Source organism: Candidatus Erwinia haradaeae, from assembly GCF_900698925.1.
GTDB lineage: Bacteria > Pseudomonadota > Gammaproteobacteria > Enterobacterales > Enterobacteriaceae > Erwinia_E > Erwinia_E haradaeae_I.
The window spans coordinates 319,411-335,072 of the sequence record NZ_LR217713.1; the positions used below are offsets into that span (position 1 = coordinate 319,411).

Below are 15,662 nucleotides of genomic sequence, written 5' to 3' on the forward strand. Positions count from 1 at the left end.
TTATAATTTTAATTATTTAGGCATTATATATATTGTTCTATAACATCGAAAAATAGAGCAATAGAGATATGGTAATATTTACGATTCCTTTTAACAAGTATAAAATAAAAAGTGTTATTTATATATAGCATTATTTATGATTTTTTATAAGATTAATATCTTAATATAACATGGATGTGAAATCATTACCTTTATATTTTTATATTATAATAATATTAGTTGTTTTATTTTTTTGGATATAAAGATCATTATTGTATTTATGAAGTTATAGAAAAATATCATCTTACAGTATATGGTTATGTATTTATGATATTCATAAATATTAATAATTCATTTTAACTATGCAGAGATCATGGAGATTTAGATTAAATTCGTTTCATATTCTATATATATTAACATAATAAAATTTATTTTGATATAGACGATTTCTACAAGTTTACCGTTTATTAAAATATTTGGTATTAGATATAATCCATAGTCGTTTTATATAGAGCATGCTTAGTTTAGCACTAAGCTAACTGTTTTTCAGTCAAATGTTTTTTGGTTTTATGTTTATAGTATTATAACTGTTTTTTACTTTGCTTAATAAGTAAAGGTACATCTCTTAGACCATCTAATATCCAGTCTGCAATTGTTTTAGAGTTTGTTGAATTAATGATATTTTGGTTTTGAATTAATATCTTTGTTCCAATACCAGCAGCTTTTGCTGCTTGCATGTCCTCGATCTTATCTCCTATCATATAGGAATTGAGCATATTAATACGCAACTTTTTTTGAGCAGCAAGAAGCATACCTGGTTTTGGTTTACGACAGTCGCATGATTGTCGGAATTTTTCTATTACTGCATTAGGATGATGAGGACAAAAATAGATAGCTGTTAAATGAATATGATGTTTTTTAAGAAACGAAGACATCCAAAGCGTTAATCTCATGAATTTATCTTCACTAAAAATACCACGACCAATACCAGATTGGTTGGTTATTAACACTAAAATAAACCCCATTGTTATTAGTTCGTGCATTGCCTCAATAGCTCCATCAATAAATTCAAAATTGTTACTATCTGAGATGTATCCGTGATCGATGTTAATTGTCCCATCTCGATCAAAAAAATTGCTGGTACTTTATTTAGATTCATTGTTTTCCAATCTGATTGTTTTTATGTAGTGACAAATAGAAGTAATTAAAAATTTTTAATAAATAAGGAAGGCTTTATCAGTATCTTTGAGATGTTTTACATACTGTAATCACATGTATCTATATACATGATATATGATTTTATATCCATTTTTAATATAGAGTCTTATGTCTACTCTAGTGAGTATAGTTATATAAATTCAGAAGAGTGACTATGTTTATGCATTAACGTCATGACATTGGAGGTTATCATAATAGTAAAATTAGATTAAACTTTTTATTACAGTAAAATATTATAAATATTTATTTTTTTATATGGCTATCTCATGTGTTTAATGAACTAATCATTCTTAGTGTATAGATTAGTATGTTACTACTACGTTGTTATTATTGTTTATTTCTAATAAAGAAGATGTATCATGATCAATATTATTTGATAATTAAATTTAATGATTTTATAAATAGTATTTATTATTTTTTTTCATATTCTTGATGCGATGTAAAAGGATGAATTTCATTTCATATTATAATTTATTTTTAAATAATCGTTATATTTTGGGTATATTTAGTTTGAATTATGTTTCTAGGTCTAAAGAATATTGATTTTGTATCGTATGTTGATAAAGTGTAGGTTTATTCGCGTGCATTGTCTTTAATGATGATTAATTTAAGATTTGATATATGATAAAAAACGCTTGTTTAATATAAACAATATAATTGATGTATCAGAAAGATCGGTTTTATACCAGAATATTTTCTATTTCTATCCTCAGGGGTCTAAAGTCTAAATATTTATCAGAAGTGAAACTAATAACTTGTTTAATGGAATTCTTTGTGTATGAACAAAGGTGTGTTTTTTTGATTCAACATTGATTAAACAGGAGAGGTTTGTCTTATGAGCTAATAGTTCATATTAGTCTAATATTTGATTTATTAATATATCTGCATGTAAAGATTATTCAAGAAAGAGAAGAGAATGAGCCAGTGGTTATTTTTTAATATAATGCAATCATTATATTCAATAATAGATTCTGTATTACATTAATTGTAAAATAAAATAAAATAAAAAATGTAGTATATATGAATTAAATGACATTATCAATAATATGAAAAAAGAGATATCTTATTAAGATAAGATTTATTGCCGTTAGACTATCATCAATCGCTTGTGCAATAAGTTTAAGATTATTCACGATTATATCTGATATATATAGGATGTTTGAATTAATTATTGATTATCTTATATATTGGAAAAATATCATTGATATAGGTATATAGATATATACTGCATCATTTACATATTAGGAGTTACTAGTATTAATAGTTTTGGTAATTCGATTAATTTTTTAAAACATTAAGTTGTTCATAATGTATCATTGTTTATTTTTTGTAAGTAAAGGTCGTTTTTCTATATTTATATTTTTTATCTGGAGCTTCATAGTTGTATCATAGTTTGTCTAAAATTTAATAATTTTATATTGATAAGGGAATTATAAAAAATTAATATTTTATATTAGATGATTGATGACTCATCATACCTGGCATTATGATACACGAATATAATATTTCTATTATTATTATGATGAAATATATCATAATATATGTTTCAGTTTATTTTTATATATAATTTTCTAATAATATTAAATTATTAGGTATTCTTTATATTTATAACTGTCTTAAATTAAGTTACTTACGTAGTACGATATGGCTTAAGAAATTATGTTCATAATATAAAAGTTATGATATTTTTTAATGATATTGTAAATATCTTATATACAAATAGGATTGTAAATTATCTAGTAATGTGTTGGTATAAGAAAGTTTGTATAAGAAATATGTATATACAAGAGAAAAAGTCTCAATTTTTTATAATAGATTTTTTTATAATAGATATTTATTTAAACATCTATATAATGAACCATTATAGATAGTTATTGAGAAAACATCCACCAAATTAGATTTTATTTCTCACTCAGTTTTGCACAACATTAAATTAAATGTATTGTTAACCAACTAATGTTGGAATCATTTCATTTTGACGAAGAGTTAAAATTTCATAGCCATTCTGAGTTACGAGAATAGTATGTTCGTATTGTGCTGATAGACTATGGTCGTGAGTTTTAACTGTCCAGCCATCTTTCATAATTCGAACTTGACAGTTACCAACGTTAACCATGGGTTCAATGGTAAATATCATGCCTGGTTGTAGAATTATGCCATTATCATAAGATTTATAATGAAGAACCTGCGGGTCTTCATGAAAGTTTTTTCCAATACCGTGACCACAATATTCACGTACTACTGAGAATCCGTGTTTTTCAACAAATTTTTGAATATGATACCCTAGTGTATGCAAGCGAAGTCCTGGTTTTACAAGTTGAATTGCATAGTAAAGACTTTTTTGCGTTATATCACAAAGCTTATATGCTTGGGTGCTGGTGTTACCAACTATAAACATGGTAGAGGTGTCTCCATGGTAATCATCTTTAAGTACTGTAACGTCAATGTTTACAATATCACCATTTTTTAAGATTTGATTTTCACTAGGGATGCCGTGACAAACAACATCATTAACTGAAATGCATACAGATTTTGGAAAACCACGATACCCTAAGCAGGCAGCAACAGCCTGTTGTGTATTCATGATATAATTGTGACAAAGACGATCTAATTCAGAAGTACTAACGTCTTGGATAACATATGGTTGAATCATTTCAAGGACTTCTGCTGCTAGAGTGCCGGCTATTCTCATTTTTTTTATTTCTTTATTAGTTTTGATGGGAATATTCATTTTTTTTCCAAGTTGATAATTATTTTTTGTTAACCAGTGCTATCATTTTATTAGTAAGTATTAGCAAAGATGTAATTAATATGGCAAAACAATTTATTTCATGCTAGAAAGCATGAGTGGAGATTTGTAGTAACTCTAATCATTTTCATGTTATTTTCGGCTCGATATTAAATCTCAAATTAACTGACAGATTGTATTTCTATATTAATGAAAATATATGTTTCTAGTTTTAGAAAAATTAGTTCATCATGAGTGTTGATTTTATTCATTATGTTTAAATGGGTTTTTTAGTACTTAGATGAATAAGGTTGTCCTGAAGTATTCTGTAAATAAAAATCTTTAAGATCAAAAGTCATTATAATACATGACTATGAATTAGAGTAGTTGTCTAGTTATCAAAAATATTAGGCGATTTTTTTAAGATATAAATCTCTTTATATACATTACTATACCAGTGTTAACTGGTAGTTAAAATCAAGATTCAAGTAAAACACTCTAAGGATGTAGATGATTCGTTTAGATGCATCAGGTATATTATATTTTTAGCTAAGTATCCGTAAAATATTATTTGTAATTTTCATATTACTTATAGAATCAAAAAGAAGCGCTGAAGTTAAGTGATGGGTTGTGATTTTTATGGATTTAATAATGGTAAAATAAGGGTGCAGAATTTAAAGATTGGTATTGTGTAAATTTAATTTAGCGCTTGCATAAAAGTAGTAAACAGTTTTTCAATATTCAAAGTGTGACAGATTTATCTTATTTTTTTATAATCGAAAGCGATGATGCTCTGAATTAGGGTAAAAAAACTATAATATTCCGTTTTTTAACTATAATGTTCATTTAGATGTGTAGCTGTTTCTACGTATAATAGATTCTTTATTTGTTCATTATTTCTTAATAATGTAAATCGTATTTTAATCAAGAAGATATTTCTTAAAATACTAAATGCAATGATGGAAAAAAGTTAAGATATTGTATTGTGGTCGTTGGTAGTTATGCCTGAATTCAAAAGAAAAGATAGGTGGCTGTTGTGAGGATATGAGTTTTTTTATTTAGGTTTTATAATAACTAGGCATTAGATTAGAGATGGATGGTTGGTGTATATCGTGTTTTGTTAGATAGGACTTAACTGGAACGTCTATATTGATTTAGGGTTAAGGTAAAAATTAGTTGTGCTAGCGATTATAATAATAAGTTTATATAATTATTAGTATATTTAAGACTATATCTACAATAAACTGATCAACATTAAATATATTTTTATTTTTATTTCATAAAAAATGAAAACTCCTACATTATAGAATACCTAGTACTTGGATTTTAAACAATTATATTTATAGAGGTGATCATGGTAACGATTTCCATGCACGACATGTTACAAGCTGGTGTTCATTTTGGCCACCAGACGCGTTATTGGAATCCAAAGATGAAGCCATTTATCTTTGGTTCCCGTAATAAGGTGCATATTATTAATCTTGAGAAAACTGTTCCTATGTTTAATGAGGCTTTATCTGAATTAAAAAAGATATCATCTCGTAAAGGAAAAATTCTTTTTGTTGGCACTAAACGTGCTGCAAGCGCATCTATCAAGGAACATGCTATCAATTGCAATCAATTTTTTGTAAATCACCGGTGGCTAGGTGGCATGCTAACTAATTGGAAAACTGTGCGACAGTCGATTAAGCATCTAAAAGATTTAGAAATTCAGTCTCAGGATGGTACTTTTGATAAGTTGACAAAGAAAGAAGTTCTGATTCGTGCTGGTAAGTTAGCCAAGCTTGAGAATAGTTTAGGTGGAATTAAAGAAATGGGGGGTCTTCCAGATGCGCTTTTTGTGGTCGATGCTTATCATGAAGAGATTGCTATCAAAGAAGCAAATAATTTAGGGATTCCAGTTTTTGCTATTGTTGATACTAACTCGAATCCAGATGGTGTCGATTTTATTATTCCCGGAAACGATGACGCAATTCGCGCAGTTAGTCTGTACTTAAATATAGTGGAAAATGTAGTGTCTGAAGGGTTATTTCTAAATACACCACAAAATTTAGAAGAAGTCCATATGATTTCTAAGGAAGAAAACTTACTATCTTAGGTATAGATTATTTTTACTATATAGAAGTTGAAGGTATTTTACTTAAAAAGTTTGTAATTTACAGTGTAAGATGTATGGGTGTTGTATAGTTTTTAAAACAGGGGGGAATAAATCTTCAAAGCTATATTTTAGATTTAATTTATAAATATATGATTCATAGAGTCGAGTAAACTGAGGGCGAGATTATGGTAGATATTACAAGTTCTTTAGTAAAAGAATTGCGTGAGCGCACGAATGCAGGAATTGTTGACTGCAAGCAAGCTCTGACTGTATCTTCTGGTAATATTGAATTAGCAATTGAAAATATGCGTAAATCTGGAGCTATTAAAGCCGCAAAAAAAACAGGAAATGCTGTCTCAGAAGGAATAGTAAACATAAAAACTCAAAGTAATTACGGTGTAATGATTGAGGTCAATTGTGAAACTGATTTTGTAGCTAAACATTCTAGTTTTCAGTTGTTTGTGAATCGAGTTCTTAATTCTGCTTTTTCTGATAAGATTAATGATCTTATGGTTTTAAGAGCTAATTTTGAAGAAGAACGCATAAAACTTATTGTGACGATGGGTGAAAATATTAACATTCGTCGCTTAGCTGTGATAGAGGGTCAATTAATAAGTTATTACTTACATAACACGCGTATTGGAGTTCTTCTTTCTACGATTTCAGCTGATACAGAATTTTCTAAACAAATTGCCATGCATATTGCAGCAAGTCAACCTGAATATATAACGCCAGAGGATATATCTAAAGAGGTAATACAGAATGAGCATGAAATTCAGTTAGGTATCGCTATGAAATCTGGCAAGTCAAAAGAAATTTCTGAAAAAATAATCAAAGGTCGCATGCAGAAATTTATGGATAGCATATCACTTACCGGCCAGACTTTTATTTTGGATCAGAGTAAGACTATAGGTCAGTGTTTAAAAGAAAAAAATGCATCTGTTGTGGATTTTATACGATTTCAAGTTGGTGATGCTATTAGATAAAAAGAATCAAATAATCTAATATAAGATCCAATCTTGATAAGAATATCTTAATAGCTCAACAAGTATCAATTGGTATCTAATACAGTAAATATTGATTTCAATCATTCAAGAATTTTGATATTAACATAGTACTCTTAAGATGATATCAGAACATAGTGACATTTTACTAAAGGTGTCATCTAGGGGAATAAGAATGAACACTAATACCAAACTTGTGTATCAACGGGTGCTTCTTAAGCTTAGTGGAGAAGCGTTAAAAGGTTCTGAAGTGTTTGGTCTTGACGCCAAAATACTTGAAAGGATCGCAATGGAACTAAAAGAATTAGTAGCATTGGGTGCTCAGATTGGTATAGTGATTGGCGGAGGAAATTTCTTTCGTGGATCTGGATTATCGAAAGCTGGGATTAATCGTGTCATTGCTGACCACATGGGGATGTTAGCAACAGTTATGAATGGTTTAGCTATGTTGGATGCTTTAAATCGTGTTTATGTAAATACCTCTCTTATGTCTTCTATCCCTCTAAATGGGTTATGTGATAGCTATAGCTGGTCTAAAGCTATGCGATTGCTGTATAATAATCGAGTGGTAATTTTTTCTTCTGGTACTGGTAATCCATTTTTTACTACTGACTCTGCTGCTTGCTTACGTGGTATTGAAATTGAGGCAGATATAGTATTAAAAGCGACCAAAGTAGATGGTGTTTATTCTTCTGATCCGAAGAATGATCCGGGAGCAGTGTTATATGAGAAACTTTCTTATTCTGATGTCTTAAAGAAAGAATTAACAGTTATGGATTTAGCAGCTTTTATGTTGGCTCGAGATTATTCACTTCCTATTTGCGTATTTAATATAAATAAACTTGGTGCGCTTCGTCGTGTTCTTATGGGTGAAAAAGAAGGCACACTGATTATGCACTAAGATTTGTTTGGATATTGGAAAGTACGTATCTCTCTAAGAGATATTAAAAAATACTTTATATGAAAGTGTTCTAAATTTTCTAGTAGTATATAGGAAATTTTATATAGAATCTAAGGAATAGCATTTGATTAACGATATTAAAAAAGATATAGAAATACGCATGGAAAAATGTGTAGAAGTGTTGATTACTCAGGTGCGTAAAGTTCGAACTGGGCGTGCTGCACCATCTCTTCTAGATGGTATCATGATTAACTACTATGGTTCTTTAACTCCACTTTCTCAACTGTCTAGCATAACTGTGGAGAATTCGCACACTTTAAAAATTAATCTCTTTGATCCCTCAATGAGTTCTTTAGTTGAGAAAGCCATTACTACCTCTGATCTTGGTTTAAACCCAAGATCAGAGGTAGGGGGCATTCGAGTTCCATTACCAACATTGACTGAAGAGCGTCGTCATAAATTAATTAAATTGGTTCGAGGTGAAGCAGAGAAAGGTCGTATAGCTGTACGTAATGTACGACGTGACGTAAATGATAAACTAAAAATATTAATTAAAAATAAAAAGATAAATGAAGAAAATTCTCGTCATATACAAGATATGATACAAAAAAAAACTGGTATCTTTATTAAGAAAATCGATTGCATATTGGTAGAGAAAGAAAAAGAGTTATTAGATTTTTAGTATGTTATCGATTATTAATTTGATTACTGAGAATCAAATTAATAATGCAGAATCACTTTAAGTGAGATACAAGCTGTTTACCAAACGTATTGTTTTCCTTTACATTTGAGACTACTAAATTTTATTTTCTTGAGTAAAAGAATGAAAAAATTAACTATCCTCGGTTCCACTGGATCTATTGGTAGGAGTACTTTATCTGTAGTACGAAAAAATCCTCATCTGTTTATTATTAAAGCTCTGGTTGCTGATAAAAATGTTAAGATGATAGCAGAGCAGTGTTGTGAATTTCGTCCTGATTTTGCGGTTATGTCTGATAAAGTAGCTGCAAATAAACTTCGTGAGATCTTAATGCATATTAAGATTCCTACCGAGGTGTTAGGTGGTGAACAAGCTATCAGTGAAATTGCTTCTTTAGATGATGTTGATCAGGTTATGATTGCCATGGTAGGTATAGCAGCTTTATTACCAGCTCTCTCTGCTATTAAGTCTGGCAAACAGGTTTTGTTAGCAAATAAAGAGTCATTAGTAAGTGGTGGTCGTTTTTTAGTAGAGGCCGTAAGAGATTCTACTGCGCAACTTTTACCGATAGATAGTGAGCATAATGCTATTTTTCAGAGTCTACCTTATTATGTACAGAAAAATCTTGGTGTTTTATCGACAGAGAACAATGGTATTAAGAATATTATTCTTACAGGTTCTGGGGGTCCGTTCCGTGAGATATCATTGTCGAAATTAGATCAAATCACACCAGATCAAGCTTGCTTGCATCCAAACTGGTCAATGGGTCAGAAGATTTCAATTGATTCAGCTACAATGATGAATAAAGGGTTAGAATACATTGCAGTTAAGTGGTTATTTAATGTTTCTTTTTCTCAGATTGAAGTTATTCTTCATCCACAGTCTGTCATTCATTCTATGATTCGTTACTGTGATGGTAGTGTAATAGCACAGATGAGTGCTCCTGATATGCGTGTACCTATTTCTTATGCGATGGGTTGGCCTTATCGAATAGAATCTGGTTCATCCTCTCTGAATTTTAAGAATATTGCAGCGCTCACTTTTTCTGAACCGGATTATTCACGTTATCCCTGTTTGAAGCTGGCAATTGAGGCTGGTTTATCTGGTCCAGCAAGCACAATTATATTGAATGCTGCTAATGAAATTGCGGTAGCAGCATTTTTAGCTTCAGAAATTGGTTTTACTGATATAGCTAGACTAAATAGAATGGTCTTAGAGAATCTACTCTGCAGAGAACCAGGAAGTATTGAAGAGGTTCTTGCTATTGATTACGAGGCTCGTTCCGTATCAAGAGAATTACTTAAGAATTTTCCCTTAAAGTAATTTGGTGTAATTTCATTATTATAGTTAATTGTGAGCAATATAGAGAGATGGTATAGTTGTTCTATAAATTTGTAAACGCTACAGCGTAGCCCAATCAATTCAGCCTATATAATTGCAGATATTCAATATGAACGGAGTGACAGATTTCAGAATGTATTCATTTCTGAATTAAAGGAATTATTACGTGTGATGTCGTTTGAAAAACAAGTTCAAAGTCGTGACAATCAGGAGGCTCAGCCTCGGCATGTAGCGATTATTATGGATGGCAATGGTCGCTGGGCAAAGAATCAAGGTAAGAGGCGTATTTCTGGTCATCAAGCGGGTATAGAATCCGTTCGTCGAGCTGTAAGTTTTTCTGTAAATCATCATTTGGATGCATTAACATTATATGCTTTTAGCAGAGAAAATTGGAATCGTCCTGAACAAGAGGTGGTGGCTTTATTAGAACTTTTTATTTTGGTAATAGACAGTGAAATAAAAAGTTTACATAAAAATAATATTCGTTTAAAAATTATTGGTGATATTAGTCGTTTCAGTAGGCGTTTGCAAGACTCTATCTGCAGAGCTGAAGAAAAAACTAAAAAAAATAAAGGCTTAAGACTTAATATCGCTGCTAATTATGGCGGCCGCTGGGATATTATTCATGGAGTCAGAGAAATAGCGTGGCAAGTTAAAGACGGTCTTCTTCAGCCGGAGCAAATTGAAGAAGAAACTTTAGCTGCACATCTCTGTCTGCATAAAATAGCACCTGTAGATTTAGTCATAAGAACTGGAGGGGAGTATCGGATTAGTAATTTTCTTCTATGGCAGGTTGCTTATGCGGAATTCTGGTTTACAGATACTTTATGGCCAGATTTTGATGAATATGTGTTTGAAGGCGCATTAAACGCATTTGCACAACGAGAGCGTCGTTTTGGTGGAACTAGTCTTTAATTTTTTTATATTTTGGGAGACAGGGTTTTGTGTTACAGTTGCGCTTAATCACTTCATGTATATTAATTCCTATTGTTATCTCAGGTTTATTTTGGTGCTCACTCTCATGGTTTGTTCTTATTATGATGACAGTCAGTATGCTAGCGGCCTGGGAATGGACAGCGTTATCAGGATTAGTCTCTTGTAAAAAGAGATTAGGTATGACGATTTTGTTTGGTGTTATTATATTAATATATACACTATCTGAGGTATATAAATTGACATGGATGTTACATGGGTTCAATTGTATTAATGTTCTTAAGATCTCGTTGTGTTGGTGGATTATAGCTATTTGTTTAGTATTATTCTATCCTATTTCATCTGGATTTTGGCGCACTTCATGTTCATTACGTTTAATTTTTGGTTTACTAACTCTTCTTCCTTTTTTTTGCAGTATACTTGTTTTGAGGCAATATAATTATTTATTGGATCGTCATTCTGGTTCTTGGTTAATTCTTTATTTAATGTGTCTTATTTGGGGAATGGATTCTGGTGCTTATTTATGTGGTAAAAGATTTGGAAAAAATAAATTATCACCACGAGTTTCAGAAGGTAAAACATGGGAAGGTTTCTTGGGCGGTTTACTGACCTCAGGTTTTATTTTTTATTTTTTGTGTTTATTTGAGCCATTGAAAATTTCGTTTACGTCTCTTTTTGTTTGCTCTCTATCATCTGTTTTAATATCGGTTGTTGGTGATTTAACAGAAAGCATGTTTAAACGTGAAGCTGGAATCAAAGATAGTAGTAATCTAATTCCGGGACACGGTGGTGTTCTTGATCGTATTGATAGTTTAACAGCTGCAGCTCCAGTTTTTGCAAGTTTACAGCTGTTATTGGCAGGAGTATTCTAAGAATATATGATACTGAGTGCGTTCTTGAATTTCATCGTTTTTATTTTTTCAGTAGGACTTTTAATTGCTGCGCATGAATTTGGGCATTTTTTAACGGCGTGTTTATGTGGAGTTAAGGTAGAGCGTTTTTCCATTGGTTTTGGTAAAACGTTATTACGTTATGTAGATAAACGGGGCACCGAATATATACTTGCACTAATTCCTCTAGGTGGCTATGTTAAAATGTTGAACGTATGTTCAATGGGTAGTACTTCTTCATTTTCCTCTCGGGCTTTTAATAAAAAACATATATTACAACGGGTGGCTATTGTTATAGCAGGTCCTCTTGCTAATTTTATTTTTTCTGCTTTTCTTTATTGGATAATATTTATTATTGGGATGCCTGGTGTTCGTCCAGTAATTGATAGAATTACAATTAGCTCGCCTGCAGAAGACGCTAATCTTACTAAAGGAATGGAAATAAAGTCTGTAGATGGCATAACTACACCTGATTGGGATGCTGTGCGTATGGCTTTTCTAAAAAAGATTGGTAATGATACAGTTCGTGTTACTGTTATGTCTTTGGGAGACAAGAATGATAGTGAAAAAACTATTAACTTGCGTTCTTGGAAAGGCAATATAGATAAGACGGATTTTATGCACTTGTTAGGTATCGAAGGGCCCGGCCCCTATATTGATTTAGTATTGGATCAGGTAAAGAAGAATTCTGCGGCCAGTCGTGCAGGCTTGCGACCCGGTGATACAATTGTTAAAGTTTCTGGTAAACTTGAGACTACATGGAATCATTTTGCTGAGATAGTTCGAGCGAATCCAAATAAAGCGTTAAATATTGAGGTAGAAAGGGCGGGTAGTAATGTGCGGTTAGTTTTAACACCAGATATTAATTTTAATAAGAAGAATCAAGGATTTGCTGGACTAGTTCCTCACGTGAGACCTTTAGCTGAAGAGTATAGAATAACGTACCAGTACGGACCATTGGTAGCTTTGGGTAAAGCGGTATCGCAAACCTGGCAGTTTATTCAGTTGATAGTCCATATGTTAAGTAAACTAGTTAGTGGTGAGATAGGTCTCAGTAATCTCAGCGGTCCTATTTCGATTGCGCAGAGCGCAGGGCAGTCAGTAGAGTATGGTTTTAAATATTATCTCATGTTTCTTGCTCGGATTAGCGTTAACCTTGGGGTGATTAATTTATTGCCATTGTTGGGTTTAGATGGCGGACATCTTTTGTGTTTATTAATTGAAAAAATAAAAGGTCAACCGTTGTCTCAACGTGTTCAGGCGTTTAGTTATCGTATTAGTTTTATTATACTGATCATGTTAATGGGACTGGCGATTTTCAATGATTTTTCATATTTCTGATTTATTGACCGGTAAATGAGCAATGAGCATTAAACTGGCGGTATTTATTAAAGGATGGAGATGAAACATTTTCTTATAGCTTCGCTGCTTTTAAGCAGCGCTACTGTATATGGTGCAGATGGATTTGTAGTTAAGAATATTTCCTTTGATGGTCTACAGCGAGTCTCATCTGAGACAGTATTACATAATATGACTGTCCATGTTGGTGATACTGTGTCTAATGCAGATTTGGGAAATACTATTCATGCACTTTTTTCGACTGGTTACTTTGACGATGTTCACATTTTACGTGATGGTTATACACTTATCGTCCGTTTAAAAGAGCGTCCTACAATTTCTAGTATTACTTTTTATGGAAATAAAGTGGTGCAGGATGTAATTTTAAGGCAGAGCCTTAATTCTTCTGGTTTGCGCGTAGGTGAGATTTTTGATCGTTCTTCTGTCACTGCGATTCAAAAAGGATTAGAAAATTTTTATTATAGTATTGGTCGATATAATGCAACAGTTAGAGTAGAAGCCATTCCTTTATCATTCAACCGTGTTGATTTAAGGTTAGTTTTCTCTGAAGGTATTGCAGCAAAAATTAAACAGATAAATATCGTTGGAAATAAAGAATTTAGTTTTAATCAGTTAATTTCAAATTTTAAATTGCATGAGAAAGGAGCTTGGTGGAACATTATTTCTGACGGTAAATACCAGACTCAGCAATTATCTAGAGATTTGGATAATTTGCGAAACTTTTATTTGAGCCGGGGGTATACTAGGTTTAATATTGATTCGTCTCAGATTAGTTTAACACCAGATAAAAAAAATATTTATATTACTATATATATTACTGAAGGTCAAAAATACAAAGTATCTAACATCACAATCAGTAATCATCTAGAAGTGAATTCTCCAGATCTAAAAGCTCTAACGATAGTAAAAACTAATGAGTTTTATAATGGGGAAAAAGTTTCCTACATAAAAGACAAAATAAAGCAAATATTGGGTAAAAATGGCTACGCTTATCCATTTGTTGAAACTAAATTAGATATTGATGATATCAAGCATACTGTTAATGTATATTTTCATGTAGATAGGGGGCGTCGTTACTATGTAAATCAAGTTCGTTTTAAGGGGAATTACAATTCTAAAGACGCAGTATTAAGACGAGAAATGCGACAGATGGAGGGGACTTGGTTTGGTAGAGATCTTGTTGATCAAGGAAGAGAGCATTTATCTCGTCTTGGTTATTTTACAACAGTCACTGTTCATATTTCTCCAGTTCCTGGATCGTTAGATCAGGTTGATGTTGTTTATGAGGTTAAAGAGCAGAATACTGGCACTATTAATTTAGGCCTTGGTTATGGCACAGAAAGCGGAGTTAGCTTTCAAGCTGGTGTAACTCAGGATAACTGGTTAGGTACTGGAAATACAATTTCCCTTAACAGTACTAAAAATGATTACTTGACTTATGCCTCATTTGCTTTGACTGATCCTTATTTCACAGTTTCTGGTATAAGTCTTCGTGGTCGTATATTTTATAATGATTTTAAAGCGAATGATGCTGATTTATCAGATTATACAAATAAGAACTATGGGTTAGATACTACATTGGGTTTACCGATAAATGAAGCTAATACACTTCGTATTGGAATGGGATATCAACATCACGCTCTTTCGCATATGAAACCACAGGTGTCTATGTGGCGTTACCTTGGTTCTATTGGTCCATACCCTTCTCTTTCTTCTAATGCATCTTTTTCTGTAGATGACATAGAATTTGATTATGGATGGACTTATCAAACTATTGATCATGGGTTTTTTCCTACAACTGGTCACAGCCTGAGTCTTAATGGGAAAATTACAATACCAGGTTCAGATAACTCTTTTTATAAATTAACGCTTGATGCACAAAAATATATTCCGATTAATCAATCTAGAAGCTGGATTTTTTTAGGTCGCAGTCGTCTAGGCTATGGAGATGGAATTGGTAATAAAGAATTGCCTTTTTATGAGAATTTTTATGCTGGTGGTTTAAGTACGGTACGCGGTTTTCGTTCTAATACAATTGGACCTAAAGCTGTCTACTATAACACTAGCACTTCTAAATGCTCTATTATTCATCCTAATGGAATCTGTCATTCTGATGACGCAGTCGGTGGAAATGCCATGGCTATTGTTAGTCTTGAGTTAATTACACCGACTCCACTGATTGATGTAAAATACTATAATTCTATTCGGACCTCTCTATTTATAGATGCCGGAACTCTCTGGGATACTCACTGGGTAAATATTGCGGATACAGATCTAGTTCACATTCCTGATTATAGCCAACCTGGTAGGTTTCGTATCGCAACTGGTCTTTCGGTGCAATGGATGTCACCTATTGGTCCGCTAGTATTTTCTTATTCTCATCCTTTCAAAAAACGCTCTGGTGATCAGATTGAACCATTTCAGTTCCATTTTGGGAAAATATGGTAAGTACGTATTAGTCCTGAATCCAGGCTAGATATTTGATTTCTCAGTTAATACGATAGTTCATAC

10 protein-coding genes and 1 pseudogene are annotated in these 15,662 nt (G+C 31.9%); 9 read left to right on the forward strand and 2 right to left on the reverse strand.

Annotated elements, in window-relative coordinates:
* Positions 1-560 precede the first annotated feature (560 nt).
* Together gmhB and map are read right to left on the reverse strand one after the other, a co-directional pair.
* A pseudogene (gene gmhB / locus HACICURV3402_RS00935) lies at positions 561-1,138 on the reverse strand (D-glycero-beta-D-manno-heptose 1,7-bisphosphate 7-phosphatase).
* Positions 1,139-3,142: 2,004 nt separating this feature from the next.
* A complete protein-coding gene (map, locus tag HACICURV3402_RS00940) occupies positions 3,143-3,928 on the reverse strand; it encodes a type I methionyl aminopeptidase (protein WP_157992500.1) in 786 nt (261 codons plus the stop codon).
* A 1,351-nt stretch (positions 3,929-5,279) separates the two neighbouring features.
* Between map and rpsB the strand changes: the two genes are divergently transcribed.
* From rpsB to bamA, 9 genes are all read left to right on the forward strand, one after another.
* A complete protein-coding gene (rpsB, locus tag HACICURV3402_RS00945; protein ID WP_157992501.1) occupies positions 5,280-6,023 on the forward strand; it encodes a 30S ribosomal protein S2 in 744 nt (247 codons plus the stop codon).
* A gap of 185 nt (positions 6,024-6,208) precedes the next feature.
* The gene (gene tsf / locus HACICURV3402_RS00950; RefSeq protein ID WP_157992502.1) at positions 6,209-7,009 is read left to right on the forward strand and encodes a translation elongation factor Ts; all 801 of its coding nucleotides are present in this window, start codon (positions 6,209-6,211) and stop codon (positions 7,007-7,009) included.
* A gap of 193 nt (positions 7,010-7,202) precedes the next feature.
* Entirely contained in the window at positions 7,203-7,928 is a 726-nt protein-coding gene (pyrH, locus tag HACICURV3402_RS00955) for a UMP kinase (RefSeq protein ID WP_157992503.1), read from the forward strand.
* A gap of 124 nt (positions 7,929-8,052) precedes the next feature.
* The gene (gene frr / locus HACICURV3402_RS00960; RefSeq protein ID WP_157992504.1) at positions 8,053-8,610 is read left to right on the forward strand and encodes a ribosome recycling factor; all 558 of its coding nucleotides are present in this window, start codon (positions 8,053-8,055) and stop codon (positions 8,608-8,610) included.
* Between the two features lie 141 nt (positions 8,611-8,751).
* Positions 8,752-9,951, forward strand: coding sequence for a 1-deoxy-D-xylulose-5-phosphate reductoisomerase (ispC, locus tag HACICURV3402_RS00965; protein ID WP_157992505.1), 1,200 nt, complete (start codon positions 8,752-8,754; stop codon positions 9,949-9,951).
* 189 nt (positions 9,952-10,140) lie between these two features.
* On the forward strand, positions 10,141-10,884 hold the full coding sequence (gene ispU / locus HACICURV3402_RS00970; RefSeq protein ID WP_157992506.1) for a (2E,6E)-farnesyl-diphosphate-specific ditrans,polycis-undecaprenyl-diphosphate synthase: 744 nt from the start codon (positions 10,141-10,143) through the stop codon (positions 10,882-10,884).
* A 29-nt stretch (positions 10,885-10,913) separates the two neighbouring features.
* Positions 10,914-11,774: a phosphatidate cytidylyltransferase gene (locus HACICURV3402_RS00975; protein ID WP_157992507.1), complete on the forward strand. Its 861-nt coding sequence runs from the start codon at positions 10,914-10,916 to the stop codon at positions 11,772-11,774.
* 9 nt (positions 11,775-11,783) lie between these two features.
* The gene (gene rseP / locus HACICURV3402_RS00980; RefSeq protein ID WP_157992893.1) at positions 11,784-13,133 is read left to right on the forward strand and encodes a sigma E protease regulator RseP; all 1,350 of its coding nucleotides are present in this window, start codon (positions 11,784-11,786) and stop codon (positions 13,131-13,133) included.
* Positions 13,134-13,187: 54 nt separating this feature from the next.
* On the forward strand, positions 13,188-15,599 hold the full coding sequence (bamA, locus tag HACICURV3402_RS00985) for an outer membrane protein assembly factor BamA (protein WP_157992508.1): 2,412 nt from the start codon (positions 13,188-13,190) through the stop codon (positions 15,597-15,599).
* Positions 15,600-15,662 lie beyond the last annotated feature (63 nt).